A 21,897-nucleotide genomic window follows, 5' to 3' on the forward strand; every position below is an offset into this window, starting at 1 on the left:
AAGCGCGGCGATCAGACGTCGGTGACCTCGACGGCGGCCAGGTTCTTCTTCCCGCGCCGCAGCACCAGCCACCGCCCGTGGATGAGTTCGTCCTTCGACGGGACGGCGTCCTCCGCGGTGACCTTGACGTTGTTCACGTAGGCCCCGCCCTCCTTCACGGTCCGCCGCGCGGCGGACTTGCTGGCGACCAGGCCGACCTCGGCGAACAGGTCCACGACCGGTCCGAGCTCGGCGACCTGGATGTGCGGCACCTCGGAGAGGGCCGCGGCCAGCGTCCGGTCGTCGAGCTCGCCGAGCTCGCCCTGGCCGAAGAGGGCCTTGGACGCGGCGACCACGGCGGCCGTCTGGTCGGCGCCGTGCACCAGCGTCGTCAGCTCCTCGGCCAGCGCGCGCTGAGCGGCCCGGGCCTGCGGACGCTCCTCGGTCTGCCGCTCCAGCTCCTCGATCTCGGCATGGGACCTGAAGCTGAAGATACGCAGGAACTTCGACACGTCCCGGTCGTCCGCGTTCAGCCAGAACTGGTAGAAGGCGTACGGCGTGGTCATCTCGGGGTCGAGCCAGATCGTGCCGGACTCCGTCTTGCCGAACTTGGTGCCGTCCGCCTTGGTGATCAGCGGGGTGGCCAGCGCGTGCACCACGGCGTCGGACTCCACCCGGTGGATCAGGTCGGTGCCCGAGGTGAGGTTGCCCCACTGGTCGCTGCCGCCGGTCTGCAGAGTGCAGCCGTGCCGCCGGTACAGCTCCAGGAAGTCCATCCCCTGGAGGATCTGGTAGCTGAACTCGGTGTAGCCGATGCCCGCCTCGGAGTTGAGCCGCCGGGAGACGGCCTCCTTGGCGATCATCTTGTTGACGCGGAAGTGCTTGCCGACGTCCCGCAGGAACTCGATGGCCGACAGGCCCTGCGTCCAGTCCAGGTTGTTGACCATGACCGCCGCGTGCGGGCCGTCGAAGTCGAGCAGCGGCGCGATCTGCGCGCGCAGCCGCTCGACCCACTGGGCGACGACCTCGGGCGAGTTCAGCGTCCGCTCCGCGGTGGGCTTCGGGTCGCCGATCAGCCCGGTGGCGCCCCCGACCAGACCCAGCGGACGGTTGCCCGCCTGCTGGATCCTGCGCATCGTCAGGATCTGCACGAGGTTGCCGAGGTGCAGGCTGGGCGCGGTCGGGTCGAAGCCGCAATAGAACGTGACGGGACCGTCCGCGAACGCCTTGCGCAATGCGTCCTCGTCAGTGGAGAGGGCGATCAGCCCGCGCCACTGCAGTTCGTCGACGATGTCCGTCACGGTTCTCGTATCTCCTTGATGATCTTCAGGCTGTGTCCGGGCGGTCGAGCGACCACCGGCTACGAGGTTATACGCCCTGACTGACAGAGCTCATATTGAAGTCCGGCACCCTCAGCGCGGGCATCGCAGCCCTAGTGAACCAGTCGCTCCACTCCCGGGGCAGCGTCTTTTCCGTGCGCCCCGCCTCCGTCGCCCGCCCCAGCAGGCCGACCGGCGACTCGTTGAAGCGGAAGTTGTTCACCTCGCCGACGACCTCGCCGTTCTCCACCAGGTAGACGCCGTCCCGGGTCAGACCGGTGAGGAGCAGCGTCGCCGGGTCGACCTCGCGGATGTACCACAGGCAGGTCAGCAGCAGCCCGCGTCCGGTGGCCGCGACCATCTCCTCCAGGGAGCGGTCCTCGCCGCCGTCCAGGATCAGGTTGTCGGCCCCGGGCGCCACCGGCAGGCCGGTCAGGGCCGCGCTGTGCCGGGTGGTCGTCAGGCGCTTCAGCTCGCCCGCGGAGATCCACTCGGTGGGCCGCACGGGCAGGCCGTTGTCGAAGACCGACTGGTCGCCGCCGGAGGAGTGCGCGATGACGAAGGGCGGCGACTCCAGGCCCCGCTCGTTCGGGTCGCTGCGCAGGGTCAGCGGCAGGTCGGACAGCTTCTCCCCGAGCCGGGTGCCGCCGCCGGGCTGGGAGAACACCGTACGGCCCTCGGTCGCGTCCCGGCCGGACGCCGACCACAGCTGGTAGATCATCAGGTCGGCCACCGCGGTCGGCGGCAGCAGCGTCTCGTACCGCCCGGCGGGCAGCTCGATCCGCCGCTCCGCCCAGCCCAGCCGGACGGCCAGCTCGGCGTCGAGCGCCGCCGGGTCGACGTCCTTGAAGTCCCGGGTCGAGCGCCCGGCCCACGCCGAGCGGGTCCGGTCCGGGGACTTGGCGTTGAGTTCCAGCGTCCCGTTCGGCTGGTCGTGCCGCAGCCGCAGCCCGGTCGACGTGCCCAGGTACGTCGAGACGAGCTCGTGGTTGGCGAACCCGTACAGCTCGCGGCCGCCCGCACGCGCGCGTGCGAACGCCTCACCCAGGGCGGGCGCGAAGTCGGCGAACACCGCCGACGAGGTCTCCGCGGGCGCCTCGGTGAACTCGGGGGACCGCGCCACGCCGCCGACCAGCGGCTGCGCGTCCTCGGCCGGGGCCGCGCCCCGCGCGGCGGCCTCGGCGGCGCGGACCAGGGGCTCCAGCTCGTCCTTGGTGACGGCGGCCCGCGAGACGACACCGGAGGCGGTGCCCTCTTTGCCGTCGACCGTGGCGATCACGGTGAGCGTGCGCCCGCGCGTGACGCCGTTGGTCGTGAGCGCGTTGCCGGCCCAGCGCAGGTTGGCCGTCGACTGTTCGTCGGCGATCACGACACAGCCGTCGGCCCTCGACAGTTCGAGGGCGCGCTCGACGATCTCGTGCGGCTGCTGCGCCTTGTTGGTGCCCGCGCTCATCGACCGGCCTCCTGCGTGGTGTTCAGAATGTTGACGCCCTTGAAGAGGGCCGACGGGCAGCCGTGCGACACCGCCGCGACCTGGCCCGGCTGGGCCTTGCCGCAGTTGAAGGCGCCGCCGAGGACGTACGTCTGCGGGCCGCCGACCGCCGCCATCGACCCCCAGAAGTCGGTGGTCGTCGCCTGGTAGGCCACGTCCCGCAGCTGGCCGGTGATCCGCCCGTTCTCGATCCGGAAGAACCGCTGCCCGGTGAACTGGAAGTTGTAGCGCTGCATGTCGATGGACCAGGACCGGTCGCCCACGACGTAGATACCCCGGTCGACGCTGCCGATGAGACCCTCGGTCGACATCCCGGCCGGATCCGGCCGCAACGACACGTTGGCCATGCGCTGCACCGGGACATGACCGGGGGAGTCGGCGAAGGCGCACCCGTTGGACCGGTCGAACCCGGTCAGCTTCGCGATCCGCCGGTCCAGCTGGTAGCCGACGAGTGTGCCGTCCTTCACGAGGTCCCAGGACTGGCCCTCGACGCCCTCGTCGTCGTAGCCGACGGTCGCCAGGCCGTGCTCGGCGGTGCGGTCACCCGTGACGTTCATCAGGTCCGAGCCGTAGCGCAGCTTGCCGAGCTGGTCGAAGGTGGCGAAGGAGGTGCCGGCGTAGGCGGCCTCGTAGCCGAGGGCCCGGTCCAGCTCAGTGGCGTGCCCGATGGACTCGTGGATGGTCAGCCACAGGTTCGACGGATCGACGACCAGGTCGTACAGTCCCGGCTCCACGCTCGGCGCCCGCATCTTCTCGGCGAGCAGCTCCGGGATCCGGTCGAGTTCGTCGTCCCAGTCCCACCCGGTGCCCGTGAGGTACTCCCAGCCGCGTCCGGCGGGCGGCGCGATCGTGCGCATCGAGTCGAACTCGCCGCTCGACTCGTCGACCGACACCGCGGTCAGCGCCGGGTGCAGCCGCACCCGCTGCTGGGTGGTCACCGTCCCGGCCGTGTCGGCGTAGAACTTGTTCTCGTGGACGGTGAGCAGCGAGGCGTCCACGTGGTTGATCCCGTTCGCCGCCAGCAGCCGCGCGCTCCAGTCCGCGAGCAGCGCCGCCTTCTCCTCGTCCGCGACGGTGAACGGGTCGATCTCGTAGGACGAGATCCACGTCCTGTCGGCGTGTACCGGCTCGTCGGCCAGTTCGACCCTCTCGTCCGAACCGGCCGCCTTGATCACCTGCGCGGACAGCTTGGCCATCGCCACGGCCTGCGAGGCGACCCGGGCCGCGGCGTCCATCGTGAGATCCACGCCGGACGCGAACCCCCACGTGCCGCCGTGCACCACGCGCACCGCGTACCCGAGGTCGGTCGTGTCGGAGGACCCGGAGGGCTTGGCGTCCCGCAACCGCCAGGACGCGCTGCGCACCCGCTCGAACCGGAAGTCCGCGTGCTCCGCCCCCAGCGCACGCGCGCGTGCGAGAGCGGCGTCGGCGAGGGCGCGTAGGGGTAGGGCCGTGAAACTTTCATCGATGCTGTGGGGCACCTACGTCTCTCCCTGGTGTCGTCACGAGTGAAGGCCTCGATCATGTCGCGCCCGGCGGCCCCGGACCACACGTTTCCGCCCCGCTTCCGCAAACTTTCTGTAGAGACCCCACAGTCAGTCCGGTGAGCCACTGTCGGTGCCCGAATGTCCGTCGGACGAGGCAGACCGATAGGTTTCGAGGGAAGCCACCTGCCGTTCCGTGTTCGGGCGGGTGCGTCAGACCCCTATCGAAAGGGTGATCCGTTGAGCCGCTCGGTTCTCGTCACCGGAGGAAACCGGGGCATCGGCCTCGCCATCGCCCGCGCGTTCGCCGATGCCGGCGACAAGGTCGCGATCACGTACCGCTCGGGCGAGCCACCGGCCGGCTTCTTCGCGGTCAAGTGCGACATCACCGACTCCGAGCAGGTGGAGCAGGCCTACAAGGAGATCGAGGCCGAGCACGGCCCCGTGGAGGTTCTGATCGCCAACGCCGGCGTCACCAAGGACCAGCTCCTGATGCGCATGTCCGAGGAGGACTTCACCTCGGTCATCGACACCAACCTCACCGGCACCTTCCGCGTGGTCAAGCGCGCGAACCGCGCCATGCTGCGCGCCAAGAAGGGCCGTGTCGTCCTGATCTCCTCGGTCGTGGGACTGCTCGGCTCCGCCGGGCAGGCGAACTACGCCGCCTCCAAGGCCGCCCTGGTCGGCTTCGCGCGTTCCCTCGCCCGTGAGCTGGGATCGCGCAACATCACCTTCAACGTCGTCGCGCCCGGCTTCGTCGACACCGACATGACCAAGGTGCTCACCGACGAGCAGCGCGCGGGCATCGTCTCGCAGGTCCCGCTCGGCCGGTACGCGCAGCCGGAGGAGATCGCCGCGACGGTGCGGTTCCTCGCCTCGGACGACGCCTCGTACATCACTGGAGCCGTCATTCCCGTTGACGGCGGACTGGGAATGGGTCACTGATCACCATGAGCGGAATTCTCGAGGGCAAGCGCGTCCTGATCACCGGCGTGCTGCTGGAGTCCTCCATCGCCTTCCACACCGCCAAGCTGGCCCAGGAGCAGGGTGCCGAGATCATCCTGACCGCGTTCCCGCGGCCCACGCTGACCGAGCGCATCGCCAAGAAGCTGCCGAAGCCCACCAAGGTCATCGAGCTCGACGTGACGAACGACGAGCACCTCGGCCGGCTGGCCGACATCGTCGGCGAGGAGCTCGGCGGTCTCGACGGCGTCGTGCACTCCATCGGCTTCGCGCCGCAGGACGCCATGGGCGGCAACTTCCTCAACACGCCGTTCGAGTCGGTCGCCACGGCCATGCACGTCTCGGCGTTCTCCCTGAAGTCGCTCACCATGGCCTGTCTGCCGCTGATGCAGAACGGCGGCTCGGTCGTCGGCCTCACCTTCGACGCCTCGTTCGCCTGGCCGCAGTACGACTGGATGGGCCCCGCCAAGGCGGCCCTGGAGGCCACCAGCCGCTACATGGCGCGTGACCTGGGCAAGCAGAACATCCGCTGCAACCTGGTGTCCGCCGGCCCCATCGGTTCCATGGCGGCCAAGTCCATCCCGGGCTTCTCCGAGCTGGCCTCGGTGTGGGACGACCGCGCCCCGCTGGAGTGGGACCTCAACGACCCCGGCCCGGCCGGCCGCGGTGTGGTCGCCCTGCTGAGCGACTGGTTCCCGAAGACCACGGGCGAGATCGTGCACGTCGACGGTGGCCTGCACGCCATCGGAGCCTGATCACCGACACGCCGTCGACGCCCCGTTCCCCCGCCCGCGCGTGGGGAGCGGGGCGTCACCCGTTCGGCTCATCCGGCCAGGCGGGTGAGTGCCCCGGCAAGGCACTCTGAAGTGCGGGTTCCTTACCGCGCTTTCCTCCCCAGCACGGCCGAGGAGGTCCCCTTGTGCGCCTGTCTCGCAGCCTGGCCCCAGTGACCGTCGCCGTCTGTCTCGTCCTGTCGCTGCCGTACGACGCGTTGCCCCACGCGCGCGTGCCGGCCCGGCAGGCCACCGCCGCACCCGAGGAGCCGTTCGGCGCGGAGTGCCGCACCGAGGTCCGCGGCTCCCGGGTCGTCGCCTACTGCCACAACCCCTACGCCGACACCGACCGCGTCCGTCTGCACGTCGAGTGCGACCGCTGGTGGGATCTCGACACCGACGGCAGCCCCTCCGACGCGGGCCCCGCTCAGACCGTACGGCTCACCGGCCGCTGCTGGAAGGAGGTCCGCTCGGCCTGGGTCAGCCACCAGAAGCTGTGAACCGGCCGGGCCGGCACAGCAGGGGGTAGCTGGCCGCCTCGACGGCGGCGGCCTCCGCGTCGCCCGCGCGGATCGCGTCCACGAGTCGCGTGTGGTCCATGTACGTCTCCGGCGTCAGCTCCTCGCCGACGTCCTCGCGCAGCCAGTCCCGCAGCACCTCGCCGAGGTCCGCGTACATCGCGCTCATGACGTCGTTGTGGGAGGCCGCCACCACCGCCAGGTGGAAGGTCGAGTCCGCCGTCACGAACGCCTCCGCGTCGCCCGAGTCCCAGGCCTCCTCACGCCGCAGGAGGAGCGCGTCCAGCTGCTTGAGGTCCTTCTCCGTGCGCCGTTCGGCCGCCAGCTTCGCCGCGCTCGACTCCAGCGTGGCGCGCAGCTCGGCGATGTGCCCGGGGTCGGCGTCGGCGAACCGGCGGTGCATCACGCCCGCCAGTTCGCTGGTCGCCACGACGTAGGTGCCCGAGCCCTGCCGGATGTCCAGCAGACCGTTGTGCGCGAGCGCCCGGACGGCCTCGCGGACCGTGTTGCGGGCGACGCCCAGCTGTTCGACCAGTTCGGGCTCCGTGGGGATGCGCGCGCCGACCGGCCACTCGCCCGAGGTGATCTGGGTGCGCAGCGCGGCGATGACCTGTTCGGACAGCGCCGAGCGGCGGGGATGGCTCAGGGGCATGGCACACCTTCGCACGGGTGGGGCGGCCGAGGGGAACCCGGGCATGGACAACCAATCATCCTATGATTCTATGATGGTCGGCATGGCTAGCGAGCAGACCCGGACGACGACACCCCCGCCCACCCGCACCCAGGCAGCGGGCAATCCCCCGCGAACGGCCCTCCGCGCGTGGGACCGGGGCACGTGGCTGCTCGTCGCCGGCATCGTGCTGGCCGCCCTCAACCTCCGGCCCGCCATCACGAGCCTCGGCGCCCTCCTCGAAGAGGTGCGCGACGGGCTCGGCATGAGCGGCAGCGCGGCCGGGCTCCTCACCTCCGTGCCCCCGCTCTGCTTCGCCGTCTTCGGTGTCATGGCACCCCGTCTGGCCCGCCGCTTCGGGCCGGGAGCGGTGGTGTGCGCCGGCATGGTCGCCATCACGGCGGGGCTCCTCCTGCGCCCCTACGCGGGCGGCACGGCGGGGTTCCTCGCCGCCAGTGCCCTCGCCCTCATGGGCATCGCCGTCAGCAACGTCCTGATGCCGGTGATCGTCAAGCGTCACTTCCCCGACCGGGTCGGCACCATGACCGGCCTGTACTCGATGGCCCTCGCCCTCGGCACCTCCGCCGCCGCCGCGATCACCGTGCCCATGACCGAGGCGCTGGGCGGCAGTTGGCAGACCGGCCTGGCGCTCTGGGCGGGCCTGGCGGCGGCGGCCGTCCTGCCCTGGCTGCCGCTCGCACGGGACCGCGGGACGGCACCGGGCGGCGGGCGTCCGCAGGGGGAGCGGGGACCGCGGCCCGCCGCGCAGGCCCACGCGCGCGTGCCGCAGCCGTCGGCCGCCCCGCTGCGCATCACCCGCAGCCGTACCGCCTGGGCGCTCGCCGTCTTCTTCGGCCTCCAGGCCACCGCCGCGTACATCACCATGGGCTGGATGCCGCAGATCTTCCGGGACGCCGGGGTGCCCGCGAGCACGGCCGGGCTGCTCCTCGCCGTGACGATGGCGATGGGCGTGCCGCTGGCCTTCGTCATCCCGCGCGTCGCCACCCGGCTGCCGCGCCAGGGCCCGATCGTGCTCGCGCTCGGCGGCTGCGGCCTCGTCGGATACGCCGGCCTGTACCTCGCGCCGGCCGGCGGCGCCTGGGCCTGGGCCCTGCTGCTCGGCATCGCCAACTGCGCCTTCCCGCTGGCCCTCACGATGGTCGGGATGCGGGCCAGGACCGGCGCGGGGGTGGCTCAGCTGTCGGCGTTCGCGCAGAGCACCGGCTATCTGATCTCCATCCCCGGCCCGCTCCTGGTGGGGGTGCTGTACCAGCACAGCGGCGGCTGGGGCCTGCCCCTCGCGCTCATGGCGGCCCTGATGGTCCCGCAGACGGTGGTGGGCGTCCTGGCCGGCCGGGACCGCACGGTGGAGGAGGAAGCCGCCCGCTGACCCCCGGAACACCGCCGGGGACCCGGGGTGCGAGACTTGCCGTATGCCAGTGCTCGACCCGAACCCCCAGAACGGCCAGAAGAAGATGCTGATCGTCTTCGGCGCGTTCTTCGCCATCTTCGTCGTCATCGCCGTCATCGCGACCATCGCCTCGCCCTGACGGCCCGGCCGTGACGACCCGGTCGTGACGAACCGGCGGTGACCACCCAGCCGTGACGACCGCTGCGTCGGCCCTGCCGTGATCCCGTCCGAGCGTCCGGGGTGGGGTTAACCCCCCTGTCCCCTAGGGGGTGAGGGTCAGGGTCAAGTGGGTGGATCACCGGATGGGTTGAGGGCCGCCGATTCCGTAACTTCGAGGTGTGGCCGCAGGACGCGGATCACCTGCCAAGGTCCACGGACCACTCGAAGACAGCGGAGGCACCCATGTCGGCCCCTACGCACACCCGGCCTCACCCGGCCACCTCGGGCGGCGTCGACACCTGGCTGCCCTGGTGGGCCCTCGCCCTCCCGACGCTCGCCTTCATCACCCTGCTGGTGCTGATACTCAACCCCGCCGACGCCCACGCGGCCACCGGCGACCCGGCGATCACCCACCTCGTCGAGCGCGTGCAACAGCTGGTCACCCGCTAGGGCGGAGCTCAGGACCGCTGGTGAAGCCGCATGTCAACTCCCTGCGCCCCATGGCCTGTTTCATGCGAAGCTGGGACCCATGAGCGTCGCAGAACCCCGCAGGATCGTCCTCTTCCGCCATGCGAAAGCCGACTGGCCGCAGGTGACCGACCATGAGCGTCCGCTCGCTGAGCGGGGCCGTAAGGACGCCGCCATCGCCGGACGCAAGCTGGTCGACAGCGGTATCCCCATCGACCTGGCCGTCTGCTCCACCGCGACCCGCACACGCGAGACGTGGAAGCTCGCCGTCCATGAGTTCCCGCGGCGGCCGAAAACCGTCTACGAGGAGCGGATCTACGAGGCCTCGCCCGGTGAGCTGATCGCCCTGCTCAACGAAACACCCGACGACGTGCGTGACGTCGTCCTGATCGGCCACAACCCGGGCATCCAGGGTCTCGCCGACATCCTCTCCGGCCGCAGCGACGGCGACGCCGGCGAGCGGATGCGCCGCCGCGGGTTCCCGGCCGCCGCCTTCGCCGTCGTCTCCTTCGACGGCCCCTGGAAGTCCCTGGAGCCCGGCGTGGGCACGCTGCTCGACTACTGGGCGCCCTCCGAGTGACCCATCCGGCACGCGCGAGGGCCCGGCACCGCGATGGTGCCGGGCCCTCGCCGTCCGTCGGGACGCCCGTGCGTCCGCGCGCCGCCGCCCCCGCGTCCTTGCCACGCCCGCGCGGGGCTACTGCTCGTCGTGCGTCTCCGCGGCCTCGACCTCTTCACGGGTGATGCCCAGCAGGTACAGGACGGTGTCCAGGAACGGCACGTTCACCGCCGTGTGCGCCGCCTCGCGCACCACCGGCTTCGCGTTGAAGGCGACTCCGAGACCGGCCGCGTTGAGCATGTCGAGGTCGTTGGCGCCGTCGCCGATCGCCACGGTCTGGGAGAGCGGTACGCCCGCCGCCGCGGCGAACCGGCGCAGCAGCCGCGCCTTGCCCGCACGGTCCACGATCTCGCCGGTGACCCGGCCCGTCAGCCTGCCGTCGACGATCTCCAGCGTGTTGGCCTGCGCGAAGTCCAGCCCGAGCCGCTCCTGAAGATCGTCGGTGACCTGGGTGAAGCCGCCGGAGACGACCCCCACCTGGTATCCGAGCCGCTTCAGCGTCCGGATCAGCGTGCGCGCACCCGGCGTCAGCCGGACCTCGGCGCGCACCTTGTCCACGACCGACGCGTCCAGTCCCGCCAGCAGCGCCACGCGCGCGTGCAGTGACTGCTCGAAGTCGAGCTCACCACGCATCGCGGCCGCCGTCACCTCGGCGACCTCCTCCTCGCAGCCGGCGTGCGCGGCGAAGAGCTCGATCACCTCGTCCTGGATCAGGGTGGAGTCGACGTCCATCACGACGAGCCGCTGGGCCCGCCGGTACAGGCCCGCGTCCACCACCGCGACGTCCACCCCCAGCGCCGCCGCACCCGTGACCAGCGCGGTGCGCAGGGGCGCGGTCTTTACGCCCGAGACGGCGAACTCGACGGCGGTGACGGGGTACTTGGCGAGCCGGAAGATCCGGTCGATGTTCCCGCCGGCCTTCGTGATCTTCGCGGCCACCGCCGCCGTGGCCTCCGCGGTGAGCGGGTGCCCGAGCACGGTGACCAGTGACCGGCCGAGGCCGCGCGGCCGGTTGTCACCGATGCCGGAGATGATCTCGGCCTGCATCTTCATCGACTCGGCCCAGCTGTGGACCGTGGACCGCAGTTCCCCCTCGAAGCCGGTCGGCGGCTCGGTCACGAGCGCGCACAGCACCATCCGGCCTCGGGTGACGACCTGCTCGATGTCGACCACGTCGACGGAGAAGGCGGCGAGGGTGTCGAAAAGGCCGGCCGTGATGCCCGGCCTGTCCTTGCCGAAGATCTTGACAAGGAGCGTGGGGACGTCAGAGGACGAAGTCTGCAAAGCGCTCATGGTGTACCCACCGTATCCGGCACCCAGTGCCGCGCGCCGCCGAGGTCCGCCTGACGGACGGGGAACAGTGGATGTCGGCGAGGTGGCACGCTCCACAACAGTCGGCTGCGGGCGTTCCGCGGGTGTTCCGGCCCCGGCCCCTCACCGCGGTCCGCCGGGCGTCCTGGGGCCCCTCGGAGGAGCGGGAGGAGGGGGCGGAGGCGGCGGCTGACCCTCCTCCGGTCCGGGTTGCGGCCGCTCACCGGGCCGCGGCCCGGGAGGCCGGCGCGGTACGCGGGGAGACGGCCCCATCGGCCGGACCACCGTCGGAGCGCCGTAGACGTCGTCCGCCCCCGGCGGACCGGCAGGCGGCCGCCCGTCGCCCGAGGGGGGCTCGGTCCGGCGGGAGCTCTCGTAGGGCCTCGACTGCCCGCTGCCGTCCCCCCTGGCCCGATCGGGCCGAACCCGCTGCGGTTCCGCGTCCCGCGACTCCCGCAACTCCTCCGGAACCCGCAGATAGGGATTGGTCGCCGGATTCGGCGGCCGGTACGAGGACGCACCCGGCGCGTACGGCCCGGCCCGGTCGTCCGGGTACCCCGAAGGCCCACCTGCCTCGCCGGGGCCCGCGGTGCCCCTCGGGTCACTCCGTGCCAGTGGCGCCGCCCGCCGCCCCGCCGCGCCACTGGCCCACGCCAGCAGCGCACCGGCGGCCCCGGCCCCCGCGCCCCACCCGGCACCCAGCAGCAAGGCTGCCCCTAGGTGCCCGTGCAGCTCGATCCCGGCCCCGAAGGCGTCGAACCCCAGTACGGAGAGCGAGGCGTCCACGGACACGTTCGTCAACCAGGCGATCAAGGGCAACGCCACGGCGGTCGCCGCCCCCGACCGCACGGCACAACGCCCGGCGAACCCGAGCGCACCCGCCCCGCGCCCGCCCCGGCCCCCGGATCCGGCCCCTGCCCTCGCGGCCGGCGAGAACCCGACCGGCCCCACCGGCCCCACCGGCGTCCGCACCGCCGTCAGCACCCCCGCCAGCAGCATCATCAGCGCCGCCGCCACGCCCAGCAGCCACACCCGTCCGTCCAGCTCCGCGAGGCGGCCCAGCGTCACCGACTGCTCGGTGCCGGCGCCCAGCAGATCGTCCAGCGGGTCCGGGAGGACGCTCGTCAGCGCGCCCGTCGCCCGTCCGTCCCAGGGGACGAACAGGCCGATCGGGATGCCCAGCCAGACCCCGTTCGGCGCGCCGAGCAGCGCCGCCCCCGCGATCCGCCGGGGATGGTCGTCGCCGATCGCCGCGTACGCCGCCGCGGCGAACCCGGCCGCCACGGCCACCAGCAGCACGGTCACGACGGCGGACACCGCCGGACGCACCACCCGGTGGACCGCCTCCCAGCCGCCCGGCAGCGGCGTGCGGCGCGAGGCCAGCAGCGCGATCAGCAGGATGCCGAGGGACCAGCCGAGGCCGCCGAGCAGCGTGGGCGCCGTGTCGACGGTGAAGCCGACCGCGGCCTTCGCGTCGACGAGGTCGCCGAGCCGGTCGGGCAGCAGCCCGCCGATGTCCCCGAGACCGGGGATCTCCAGGCCGCCCCCGCCACCGCCCCCGCCGCCGGGCAGGTCGTCCAGCCCCAGCGCGCCCCCGTCGAGCGTGATGACGTCGTGCCCCGCCCAGACCAGTCCGCCGAGCATCGCCACGTACAACGCGACCACCGATCCGACGCGCGCCAGGAGTTCGGCCGGAGCGATCACAACTCCCGCCGCCCGCAGGGACCGCAGGAAGAACCACGACAGCAGCAGCGCGCCCACCAGGCTCACCCCCAATGGCGTGATCTCGATGGCCGTGTTCGCCTCCGCGCCCGTGAGCCCGAAAGCGGACACATCGCCGGACGGAGTCACCGAGCCCCCGGCGGCCAGGGCCACCACCGCGGCCGTCATCGGGCCCAACGAGCCCGCGGAGTCCGCCTCCAGGAGGTGCAGCCCCAGCGCCGCCGTCCCGGCCATCCCGATCAACGCCCAGCTCACCGCAGCGACGGCGGCCAGCAGCACGTCGATCCACGGCACGCCCCTGCCGCGCGCCGCGCCCCCACTGCCTTCGACACCCGTACCGGCACTCATGCAGACCCCCCGATCCGCGGCGCGCAGCGGCGAAGATCGCCGCTTCCGTCCCCCTCGCGTGCCTTTACCACTCTCCGGCCCGGTTTCAACCCCGTCAACGGGAACGGCCGATACGCTCGCGCACGCTCTTCACAAGGCCCGACTTTCGGTCAGGGGGCCGCTACTGAAATAGTTCCCCCCGATGTTCGACATCCCTAGACTCCCCGTTGATGGGGCTAACTCGGGGGACAACTCAGTGGGGCTGGAGTGCCGGAACTCGTACTGGAATTGAACGGACGCACCTGGACGCTGGACCCGTCCAGGCCATACACCCTCGGACGTGATCCGCAGGGAGACATCGTCCTCGACGACGCCAGGGTCTCCTGGCGTCACGCCACGGTCAGCTTCAACGGGCGCAGTTGGGTCGTCGAGGACCACGGGAGCACCAACGGCACGTTCGCGCAGGGGCAGCGGATCCATCAGCTGGAGATCGGCCCCGGCTCGGCGCTGCACCTGGGCAACGCGACCGACGGGCCGCGCGTGAACCTCTCGGGCGCGCAGGCGCCCGCAGCGCAGCCCCAGCAGCCGTACGCCGCGCAGGCCGCGAACCCGGGCTGGGCCCAGCAGGCCCCGCCGCAGCAGGCACCGCAGGCCGGATGGCAGCCGCCGCAGCAGGGCGCGCCGCACGTCCCGCAGCAGCAGGGGCCGAGCGAGCCGTACGCGCAGAATGTGCCCGGTGGAGGCGCGGGGGCGCCGCCGGTCTACGGAGACCGCAGCCCGACCACCTTCCACCAGTTCTCCCTCGGCCGTGTGATGCGCATCGGCCGTGCCCTGGAGAACGAGCTGGTCGTCTCCGACCTCCAGGTCTCGCGGAACCACGCCGAGTTCCACTCGACGCCCGACGGCCGCATGGAGATCCGCGACCTCGGCTCGCACAACGGCACCTACGTCAACGGCCAGCCGATCCCCAAGGGCGGCTCGGTCCAGCTGGGGCCCACCGACATCGTGGGCGTCGGCCACTCGACGTTCCGGATCGTCGGCGACCGGCTCGAGGAGTTCGTCGACACCGGTGAGGTCTCCTTCTCGGCCCGCCATCTGACCGTCACGGTCGACGGCGGCAAGCAGATCCTCAAGGACGTCTCCTTCGGCGTCCCGGAGAAGTCCCTGATCGCGGTCATCGGACCGTCGGGTTCCGGCAAGTCGACGCTGCTCAAGGCGCTGACGGGCTACCGCCCGGCCAACCAGGGCGACGTCCTCTACGACAACCGGAACCTGTACAAGCAGTTCGCCGAGCTGCGCCAGCGCATCGGTCTGGTCCCGCAGGACGACATCCTGCACAAGGAACTGACCGTCAAGAGGGCCCTCAAGTACGCGGCCAAGCTCCGCTTCCCCGCCGACACCACGGGCGCCGAGCGTGACGCCCGCATCGACGAGGTGCTGCGCGAGCTCAAGCTCGACATCCACAAAGAGAAGAAGATCACCTCCCTCTCCGGTGGCCAGCGCAAGCGCGTCTCGGTGGCCCTGGAGCTGCTCACCAAGCCGTCGCTGATCTTCCTGGACGAGCCGACCTCCGGCCTCGACCCGGGCATGGACCGCGATGTCATGCAGCTGCTGCGCGGCCTCGCCGACGACGGCCGCACGGTCCTGGTGGTCACGCACTCGGTGGCCGAACTCGCGATCTGCGACAAGCTGCTCGTGATGGCGCCGGGCGGTGCCGTCGCCTACTTCGGCCCGCCCGAGGAGGCGCTGAACTTCTTCGGCTACGACACCTGGGCCGACGTCTTCTCCGCCTTCGAGAACTACCGCGACTACGACTGGGCGGGCCGCTGGAAGGGCTCGCAGCACTACCAGATGTACGCCGCGGACATCGACGCCATCGCGCCGCAGTCCGTACAGATGCCGCCGATGCAGGCGATGAAGCCGCCGAAGCCGCAGGGCTGGATGTCCCAGTTCGTCACACTGGTGCGCCGCTACGTCTCGGTGATCGCCTCCGACAAGGGCTTCCTGGCCCTGACGGTGATCCTGCCGGCCGTCCTCGGCGCGGTGAGCCTGCTGATCGACTCCGGGAACAGTCTGCTGCCCAACCCGGTCAACCCGAAGACCGGCCGGATCATCCCCAACGGCACGGCCACCACGGTCCTGCTGATCCTCGCGGTAGGTGCCTGCTTCGCGGGCGCGGCCAACTCGGTCCGCGAGCTCATCAAGGAACGCGTCATCTACGAGCGGGAACGCGCCACCGGTCTGTCCCGGTCCGCGTACCTGATGTCGAAGGTGTTCGTGCTCGGCGTGGTCACCGTGCTCCAGGGCCTGCTGGTCGGCGTGATCGGCTTCGCGAGCCGGGAGATCCCCACCGAGGGCCTGGTCCTCGGCAGCGCCACCATGGTCGAGCTCTCCATCCCGATCATGGCGCTGGGCTTCACCTCGATGATGTTCGGCCTGGTCATCTCGTCGCTGGTGAAGACGGCCGAGAAGACCATGCCGCTGCTGGTCATGTTCGCGATCATCCAGGTCGTGTTCACCGGCTGTCTGTTCACCCTGAACGGCGCGGTCGGCGTCAACGAGTTCTCGTATCTGATGCCCTCGCGCTGGGCGGTCGCCGCCGCGGGTGCCACGCTGGACTTCAACAAGATCAGCCCGCCCAAGGACGGCGGTGAGACGGACCCGCTGTGGGAGCACACCGTCGGCGCCTGGGGCCTGGACATGGCCGCGCTGATCGTCCTCGGCGTGATCTGCGGCTTCTTCGTGGCCCGCTTCCTGCGCCGCCACGAGCCCGAGGTCATGCGCAAGTAGTCGTCGCCGTAGCACGCCGATGGGCGGCACCCCCGGTACGGGGTGCCGCCCATCGGCGTGCGGAGGTGGCTCAGTACGCGCTGTCGACGTTGTCGATCGTGCCGTACTTGTCGGCCGCGTAGTTCGCGGCGGCGGTGATGTTGGCGACCGGGTCGTAGATGTTCCATGACGTCCCGGCGACGTGGTACGCGGCGAAGGTCGGCGGGATCACCTGGAGCAGGCCCTTGGACGGGATGCCGTTGATGGCGTTGATGTCCCAGTTGTTGATCGCCTTCGGGTTGCCCGAGGACTCCCGGATGATGTTGCGGTGCAGACCGCTGTAGGAGCCCGGGATGCCCTTGGACTTCATGATGTCCAGGGAGTGCTTGATCCAGCCGTCGAGGTTGTTGGCGTAGCTCTTGGTGGCGACCTTCTTGACCGCGACACGCTTGGCGGACCGGCTCGCGGCCTCCTTGGCCTGGCGCGCGGCGGCGGCCTTCTTGGCGGCGGCCGCTGCGGCCGCCTTCTTCTTCGCTGCCGCTGCCTTCGCGGCGGCCTCGGCGGCGGCCTTCTTCTTGGCGGCGGCGGCCGCGGCTGCCTTCTTGGCCTCGATGGCGTCGACCTTCACGCTCGTCGTGGCCAGCTGGTCGGTCACGCTGGCCTGGACGGCCTGCACCGGCGTCGTGCTGTAGGCGACCCGGGCCGAGGAGACGGCGTCCGTAGTGGTCGTCTGCGCGTCGGCCGGCACCACGGAGAAGGCGAGGGCAGCGGCACCGAGCGTGGCGGCACCGGCGATCGCGATCTTACGAGTGTTCTTGGGCATGCGGATGGACCTCTTCGAATAGCGCGGAGGTCGCTCTCTTCGTCCGACGGCGGACAGCGGGTGCTTGTGGCACGGGCGCCGCCGGGGGAGAACCCACGGCGCTGAGCGACGAGAGCCATTGTTAGCGGCCGCAAAAAGGGCAGGCAAAGGTGTGACGTACGATCCCCGATAGTGGATCAGGGAAGGGCAAATCGGGACAGATAGAACCATCTGCCCCGATCACCGCGTCCCCTTTATCTCCTATTGCCCGTAGTACGTGATCCGCGCCCTATGTGCGGGCTCACACGGGCCCCACCCTGTTCTCACAGATAGTTGCCCGCGCAATGCTCTGTGTCAGCACTCTCCTCCGGAAGGACGAGGTGCACGTCCCCGAACTCGTGCCACAGGTAGCGCCCGCCCAGCGCCTCCTCGTAGCCACGGCTGATCGCGTCCCGCCCCGCCACCGCCTCCAGCATCAGCAGATGTGAGGCCTCCGGCTCGTGCAGCCCGGTCAGCAGCCCGTCCACCACCCGCACCCCGCGCGCGGGAGTGACCACGAGATCCGTCCATCCCGCACGCGCGCGTACGACCCCGTCCGCCCCGGCCGCCGACTCCACGGCCCGCACAGCGGTCGTCCCCACCGCGATCACCCGCCCGCGCGCCCGACTTCCCTCACCACCACGCACGGCGTTGATCAGCCGCGCCGACGCCTCGGACACCACGAACCGCTCCGGGTACGGCGGCTCGTGCACCTCCGCCGAGGCGACCCCGGTGTGCAGGGTGATCGGCGCGAACTGCACCCCCCGGCTCACCAGCTCCGCCACCAGCCCCGCGGTGAAGGGCCGCGCCGCACTCGGCATCTCCGCACTGCCCGACCCGTCGGCCGACGGCAACGCGAACACCGTCCGGTAGACGGACAGCGGCTGATCCCGCTCCGTATAGGAGTAGCGGATGGGCCGCCCGTGCTCCCGCAGCAGCCCGGGCACCGCGCCGACGGAGGACACCCGCGCCCACCACAGCCGCCCGCTCCCCGGGCTCAGCGGCTCCTCCAGCGTCAGCCGCACACCCCCGGCCAGCCGCACCCCGGTCCCCGCGGGCCCACCCGCACGCGCGCGGGTGGTGCCCTTCCCGTCCGGCTCCCGCAGCTCCACGGCCCACCGTCCGTCGTCACCGCGCGTGGAGAAGTGCACCACCACACGCGCGTGCCCGACCCGCCCGTCCACGGCCGCCGCCAGCGTCGGCGAGGTGTTCACCACCAGCAGGTCCCCGGCCCGCAGCAGACACGGCAGCTCCCGGAACGCGTGATGCGTCACCTCCGTCCCCCGCGACACCAGCAGCCGTACGTCGCCCCGGTCCCGTCCCGGCCCGCGCTGCTCAGCCGGCACCCGCGCCGACAGCTCCTCCGGCACCTTCCCCCACCCTCGGCTGCGCTCGTGCGGCGGCACCCCCGGCGCCAGCTTCATCGCCGTCCCTCCAGCAGGGCCGGAGCCCCGTACCGCCCGCTCGCCGGGCGCTCGTCCAGCAACCGCAGGAAGGCCGGCGCCACACCGGCCGGATCCGGCCGCGGATCGCCGTCGTCCGGTACGGCCGCCGCGTACAGGTCCGTGGCCATGTCACCGGGGTCCACCGCCCACACCCGCAGCCCCGGCTCCTCCGCACCGAGCACCGCCGCGAGATGGTCCAGGGCCGCCTTGGACGCCCCGTAGCCGCCCCACGTCTCGTACGCCTCGGCCGCCGCGTCCGAGCTGACGGTGATCACCGCGCCCGCCCGCGCCCCGTGCAGCAGCGGCAGTGCCTCCTGGACCAGCCCCAACGCCGCCACCACGTTGACCTCCAGGGCCCGCCGCAGCCCGTCCAGGGGCAGCTCGGCCAGCCGCACCAGCGGCTCGGCGCCCAGCGCGCTCGCGTTGTTCACCAGCAGGTCGCAGCCCCCGAGCCGCCAGGCGGCCGCCACCAGCTCGGCCCGGTGCGCCGCGTCCGTGACGTCCCCCGCACGGGCCTCGACCCGGGCCCCGTGCGCCGCCACGGCCTCCGCCGTCTCCTTCAGCACCTCCGCGGTTCTGGCGTCGAGCACCAGATCCCAGCCACGCGCGGCCAGCGCCTCGGCCAGCGCCCGCCCCAGCCCCTTCGACGCACCCGTGATGATCGCAACCGGCATGACAACCGTCCCCTCGTCCGATCCGCCTCCGTCCGGCGGTGATCCCAACGTAGGAACCGGCCCCCCGCCCCCGCCTCGGACGCGGGACGCAAGCCGCAGGGGCCCTTCGTCGTACGCCCGGGCACCCGGTCCCCTCGCCCTAGGGCGCGGTACCGGGGACCTCCGACCTAGGTCCTCCGTCCCAGGCCGCCGCCGTCACAGGTCCGATCCGCTCTGTCACACCCCGCCGGTACCGTGAGGGCATGAGTCAAGGCCCCCGGTCCGGCCTCGCCGCGGTGAGTTCCGCGCTGCTGGCCATGAGCAGGCACCTCGAGGTCCGCGACGTCCTCAAGACGATCGTCGCCTCCGCCCGCGAACTGCTGGACGCGCAGTACGCCGCCCTCGGCGTCCCCGATGACCACGGCGGCTTCGCCCAGTTCGTCGTCGACGGCGTCGGCGAGGAGCAGTGGAAGGCCATCGGTCCGCTGCCCCGCCAGCACGGCATCCTGGCGGCGATGCTCCAGGAGGCCAGGCCCCAGCGCCTCGCCGACGTCCGCAAGGACCCGCGCTTCGAGGGCTGGCCGTCCGCCCACCCCGAGATGTCCGACTTCCTGGGCCTGCCCGTCCGGGACGGCGACGAGGTCCTCGGCGCCCTGTTCCTGGCCAACAAGAACTGCGCCAGGCCCCAGGGCGGCTGCGGCTTCACCGAGGACGACGAGGAACTGCTCGCGATCCTCGCCCAGCACGCCGCGATAGCCCTCACCAACGCCCGCCTGTACGAGCGCAGCCGTGAACTGACGATCGCCGAGGAACGCTCCCGGCTGGCCCACGAACTGCACGACGCGGTCAGCCAGAAGCTGTTCTCCCTGCGCCTGACGGCCCAGGCCGCCACCGCCCTGGTCGACCGCGACCCCGCGCGCGCGAAGGGCGAACTGCAACAGGTCGCGGCGCTCGCCGCGGAGGCCGCCGACGAACTGCGCGCCGCCGTGGTGGAGTTGCGTCCGGCTGCCCTCGACGAGGACGGCCTCGTCGCCACCCTCCGCACCCACATCCAGGTCCTCGACCGCGCGCACGCCGCGCGCGTGACCTTCACCAGCCAGGGCGTCCGCGCGCTGCCCGCCGCGCAGGAGGAGGCCCTGCTGCGGGTCGCCCAGGAAGCTCTCCACAACGCGCTGCGCCACTCCGGGGCCCTGCGTGTCGAGGTGGCCCTCGGCAAGCGCGGCCCGGGCACGGTCCTGCGCGTCACGGACGACGGCTGCGGCTTCGACCCGACGACGGTCCGCCGGGCCGGCCGCCACCTCGGGCTGGTGTCGATGCGGGACCGGGCGAGCGGGGTCGGTGGCACGCTCACGGTGGAATCGGCGCCCGGCAAGGGCACCACGATCGAGATGGAGGCTCCCGGTGGCTGACGCAATCAAGGTGCTGCTCGTCGACGACCACCAGGTCGTCCGCCGGGGCCTGCGCACCTTCCTGGAGGTGCAGGACGACATCGAGGTCGTCGGCGAGGCCGCCGACGGCGCCGAAGGCGTCGCCCTCGCCGAGGAGTTGAAGCCCGACGTCGTCCTGATGGACGTCAAGATGCCCGGCATGGACGGCGTCGAGGCCCTGCGCAGACTCCGCGACCTGGCCAACCCCGCGCGCGTGCTGATCGTCACCAGCTTCACCGAACAGCGCACGGTGGTCCCGGCCCTGCGCGCGGGCGCCGCCGGGTACGTCTACAAGGACGTGGATCCCGACGCCCTCGCCGGTGCCATCCGCTCGGTCCACGCCGGCCACATCCTGCTCCAGCCGGAGGTCGCCGGAGCGCTCCTCTCCCAGGACGAGGGCACCTCGGGCCAGGGCAGAGGCGGCGCGCTCACGGAACGCGAGCGCGAGGTGCTCGGCCTGATAGCGGACGGCCGCTCCAACCGCGAGATCGCCCGGGCCCTGGTCCTCTCCGAGAAGACCGTCAAGACGCATGTCTCGAACATCCTCATGAAGCTCGATCTCGCGGACCGCACCCAGGCGGCGCTGTGGGCCGTACGCCACGGCATGACCCGCTGACACGCGCTCCGGCGCACCACCCGGAGCGTCGCGGGGGCGCACCGGTGAGGCAACGCGGAAGGTTAACTTCCGATCCGAGATTCATACCGTCGTGGGAATGTCCCCCGGATGGCGCATCCTTCGTGGCCCGCCGCCGTTCTCCAGTGCGTGCCGCGGCGATTGCCGCGGCAATCGCTAGGAGGGGTCAGAAGTGAAGAACCTGAAGAAGGCAGCGGCCGTGACGATGGTGGCCGGCGGGCTGATGGCCGCGGGTGCCGGCATGGCCTCCGCCACCGACGGCGCCACCGCTCTCGGCGAGGCCAAGGGCTCGCCGGGCGTCGTCTCGGGCAATCTCGTCCAGGCCCCGGTGCACGTCCCGGTCAACGTGGTCGGCAACAGCGTGAACGTCATCGGCGTGCTGAACCCGGCCTTCGGCAACCTGGGTCTCAACCACTGAGGTCCCGCCCGCACCCGCGGTGACCTCCGGCCTCCCTCGGCCCCCACCGAGGGAGGCCGGTCTGTTTGTCGCTCCAATGATCCGAACGAGGTGTCTTCCCGGCGGGCCCCGCATCGTTCCCGATCGCTTTCGCGTTGGGCAGTGTCCGACCCGCGGCCGGGTCGGACACGCAAACGCAGGAGGAACGCTTCTCATGAACATCGCCAAGAAGGCTGCTGTGGCCCTCACCGTCGCGGGTATCGCCGCGGGCGCCTCGGCCGGTGCCGCCGTCGCCGACGCGGGTGCGGAAGGCGCGGCCGTGAAGTCGCCGGGCGTCATCTCGGGCAACGTCGTCCAGGTGCCGATCCACATCCCGGTCAACGTCTGCGGCAACACGATCAACGTGGTCGGCGTGCTGAACCCGGCGTTCGGCAACACCTGCGTCAACGACTGAGGTCGTAGCCGCACCACAGAGGGGCCCACGCGTCACGGACGACGCGTGGGCCCCTCTTGTAG

The 21,897-nt window shown here is 71.7% G+C and carries 21 protein-coding genes; 12 read left to right on the plus strand and 9 right to left on the minus strand.

Annotation, left to right across the window (positions count from 1 at the left end):
- Nucleotides 1-11 precede the first annotated feature (11 nt).
- The 3 genes from tyrS to ACFVYS_RS31645 form a co-directional block, all read right to left on the minus strand.
- The gene (gene tyrS, locus ACFVYS_RS31635; protein ID WP_389507607.1) at nucleotides 12-1,280 is read right to left on the minus strand and encodes a tyrosine--tRNA ligase; all 1,269 of its coding nucleotides are present in this window, start codon (nucleotides 1,278-1,280) and stop codon (nucleotides 12-14) included.
- Between the two features lie 67 nt (nucleotides 1,281-1,347).
- Nucleotides 1,348-2,751: a metallopeptidase TldD-related protein gene (locus ACFVYS_RS31640; protein ID WP_389507609.1), complete on the minus strand. Its 1,404-nt coding sequence runs from the start codon at nucleotides 2,749-2,751 to the stop codon at nucleotides 1,348-1,350.
- Nucleotides 2,748-4,271 (minus strand): TldD/PmbA family protein, encoded by a 1,524-nt coding sequence (locus ACFVYS_RS31645; protein ID WP_389507611.1) that lies wholly within the window; start codon nucleotides 4,269-4,271, stop codon nucleotides 2,748-2,750. The genes ACFVYS_RS31640 and ACFVYS_RS31645 overlap by 4 nt, the downstream gene beginning before the upstream one ends.
- A 243-nt stretch (nucleotides 4,272-4,514) precedes the next feature.
- Here ACFVYS_RS31645 and fabG point away from each other — a divergent pair, with 243 nt between their 5' ends.
- From fabG to ACFVYS_RS31660, 3 genes are all read left to right on the plus strand, one after another.
- Nucleotides 4,515-5,219: a 3-oxoacyl-[acyl-carrier-protein] reductase gene (gene fabG, locus ACFVYS_RS31650; protein WP_020130402.1), complete on the plus strand. Its 705-nt coding sequence runs from the start codon at nucleotides 4,515-4,517 to the stop codon at nucleotides 5,217-5,219.
- A 5-nt stretch (nucleotides 5,220-5,224) separates the two neighbouring features.
- Nucleotides 5,225-5,992, plus strand: a complete 768-nt coding sequence (gene fabI, locus ACFVYS_RS31655) for an enoyl-ACP reductase FabI (protein WP_142269636.1) — start codon at nucleotides 5,225-5,227, stop codon at nucleotides 5,990-5,992.
- Between the two features lie 164 nt (nucleotides 5,993-6,156).
- Nucleotides 6,157-6,510 carry a hypothetical protein gene (locus tag ACFVYS_RS31660; RefSeq protein WP_389507613.1) on the plus strand — a complete coding sequence of 118 codons (354 nt, stop codon included), beginning with the start codon at nucleotides 6,157-6,159 and terminating at the stop codon, nucleotides 6,508-6,510.
- On the opposite strand, the gene ACFVYS_RS31665 is transcribed toward ACFVYS_RS31660, so the two are convergent.
- A complete protein-coding gene (locus ACFVYS_RS31665) occupies nucleotides 6,491-7,180 on the minus strand; it encodes a FadR/GntR family transcriptional regulator (RefSeq protein WP_389507615.1) in 690 nt (229 codons plus the stop codon). The two genes, ACFVYS_RS31660 and ACFVYS_RS31665, sit on opposite strands and share 20 nt — an antisense overlap.
- A 70-nt stretch (nucleotides 7,181-7,250) precedes the next feature.
- Between ACFVYS_RS31665 and ACFVYS_RS31670 the strand changes: the two genes are divergently transcribed.
- The 4 genes from ACFVYS_RS31670 (at nucleotide 7,251) to ACFVYS_RS31685 (ending at nucleotide 9,816) form a co-directional block, all read left to right on the plus strand.
- Nucleotides 7,251-8,588, plus strand: a complete 1,338-nt coding sequence (locus tag ACFVYS_RS31670; RefSeq protein WP_389507617.1) for a CynX/NimT family MFS transporter — start codon at nucleotides 7,251-7,253, stop codon at nucleotides 8,586-8,588.
- 43 nt (nucleotides 8,589-8,631) lie between these two features.
- Nucleotides 8,632-8,748: an SGM_5486 family transporter-associated protein gene (locus ACFVYS_RS31675; protein WP_351764595.1), complete on the plus strand. Its 117-nt coding sequence runs from the start codon at nucleotides 8,632-8,634 to the stop codon at nucleotides 8,746-8,748.
- Between the two features lie 263 nt (nucleotides 8,749-9,011).
- Nucleotides 9,012-9,218: a hypothetical protein gene (locus ACFVYS_RS31680; RefSeq protein WP_020130396.1), complete on the plus strand. Its 207-nt coding sequence runs from the start codon at nucleotides 9,012-9,014 to the stop codon at nucleotides 9,216-9,218.
- A gap of 79 nt (nucleotides 9,219-9,297) precedes the next feature.
- Complete coding sequence (locus ACFVYS_RS31685) at nucleotides 9,298-9,816, plus strand: SixA phosphatase family protein (RefSeq protein ID WP_389507619.1); 519 nt, start codon at nucleotides 9,298-9,300, stop codon at nucleotides 9,814-9,816.
- A 117-nt stretch (nucleotides 9,817-9,933) separates the two neighbouring features.
- Here the strand turns inward: ACFVYS_RS31685 and serB are convergent, their stop codons facing one another.
- Together serB and ACFVYS_RS31695 are read right to left on the minus strand one after the other, a co-directional pair.
- Nucleotides 9,934-11,148, minus strand: a complete 1,215-nt coding sequence (gene serB / locus ACFVYS_RS31690; RefSeq protein ID WP_389507621.1) for a phosphoserine phosphatase SerB — start codon at nucleotides 11,146-11,148, stop codon at nucleotides 9,934-9,936.
- A 141-nt stretch (nucleotides 11,149-11,289) separates the two neighbouring features.
- Nucleotides 11,290-13,236: a streptophobe family protein gene (locus ACFVYS_RS31695; RefSeq protein WP_389507623.1), complete on the minus strand. Its 1,947-nt coding sequence runs from the start codon at nucleotides 13,234-13,236 to the stop codon at nucleotides 11,290-11,292.
- A gap of 246 nt (nucleotides 13,237-13,482) precedes the next feature.
- Between ACFVYS_RS31695 and ACFVYS_RS31700 the strand changes: the two genes are divergently transcribed.
- Nucleotides 13,483-16,005, plus strand: a complete 2,523-nt coding sequence (locus ACFVYS_RS31700) for an FHA domain-containing protein (protein WP_389507625.1) — start codon at nucleotides 13,483-13,485, stop codon at nucleotides 16,003-16,005.
- 70 nt (nucleotides 16,006-16,075) lie between these two features.
- Here ACFVYS_RS31700 and ACFVYS_RS31705 read toward each other — a convergent pair whose 3' ends face one another.
- From ACFVYS_RS31705 to ACFVYS_RS31715, 3 genes are all read right to left on the minus strand, one after another.
- Entirely contained in the window at nucleotides 16,076-16,807 is a 732-nt protein-coding gene (locus ACFVYS_RS31705) for a transglycosylase SLT domain-containing protein (protein ID WP_389507627.1), read from the minus strand.
- A gap of 302 nt (nucleotides 16,808-17,109) precedes the next feature.
- Nucleotides 17,110-18,249: an S-adenosylmethionine:tRNA ribosyltransferase-isomerase gene (locus tag ACFVYS_RS31710; RefSeq protein WP_389507629.1), complete on the minus strand. Its 1,140-nt coding sequence runs from the start codon at nucleotides 18,247-18,249 to the stop codon at nucleotides 17,110-17,112.
- Nucleotides 18,246-18,944 carry an SDR family NAD(P)-dependent oxidoreductase gene (locus ACFVYS_RS31715; RefSeq protein WP_389507631.1) on the minus strand — a complete coding sequence of 233 codons (699 nt, stop codon included), beginning with the start codon at nucleotides 18,942-18,944 and terminating at the stop codon, nucleotides 18,246-18,248. Before ACFVYS_RS31715 ends, ACFVYS_RS31710 begins: the two co-directional genes overlap by 4 nt.
- Before the next feature lie 242 nt (nucleotides 18,945-19,186).
- Between ACFVYS_RS31715 and ACFVYS_RS31720 the strand changes: the two genes are divergently transcribed.
- The 4 genes from ACFVYS_RS31720 to ACFVYS_RS31735 all read left to right on the plus strand — a co-directional run bounded on the left by ACFVYS_RS31720 (nucleotide 19,187) and on the right by ACFVYS_RS31735 (nucleotide 21,835).
- The gene (locus ACFVYS_RS31720) at nucleotides 19,187-20,332 is read left to right on the plus strand and encodes a GAF domain-containing sensor histidine kinase (RefSeq protein ID WP_389507633.1); all 1,146 of its coding nucleotides are present in this window, start codon (nucleotides 19,187-19,189) and stop codon (nucleotides 20,330-20,332) included.
- Nucleotides 20,325-20,966 carry a response regulator gene (locus tag ACFVYS_RS31725; protein WP_389507635.1) on the plus strand — a complete coding sequence of 214 codons (642 nt, stop codon included), beginning with the start codon at nucleotides 20,325-20,327 and terminating at the stop codon, nucleotides 20,964-20,966. The genes ACFVYS_RS31720 and ACFVYS_RS31725 overlap by 8 nt, the downstream gene beginning before the upstream one ends.
- Nucleotides 20,967-21,156: 190 nt before the next feature.
- A complete protein-coding gene (gene chpE / locus ACFVYS_RS31730; protein WP_057599241.1) occupies nucleotides 21,157-21,402 on the plus strand; it encodes a chaplin ChpE in 246 nt (81 codons plus the stop codon).
- Nucleotides 21,403-21,595: 193 nt separating this feature from the next.
- Nucleotides 21,596-21,835 carry a chaplin gene (locus ACFVYS_RS31735; RefSeq protein WP_389507637.1) on the plus strand — a complete coding sequence of 80 codons (240 nt, stop codon included), beginning with the start codon at nucleotides 21,596-21,598 and terminating at the stop codon, nucleotides 21,833-21,835.
- The last annotated feature ends 62 nt before the right edge of the window (nucleotides 21,836-21,897 follow it).

Origin of the sequence: Streptomyces sp. NPDC058295, assembly GCF_042880655.1 — a bacterium.
Classification (GTDB): domain Bacteria; phylum Actinomycetota; class Actinomycetes; order Streptomycetales; family Streptomycetaceae; genus Streptomyces; species Streptomyces coriariae.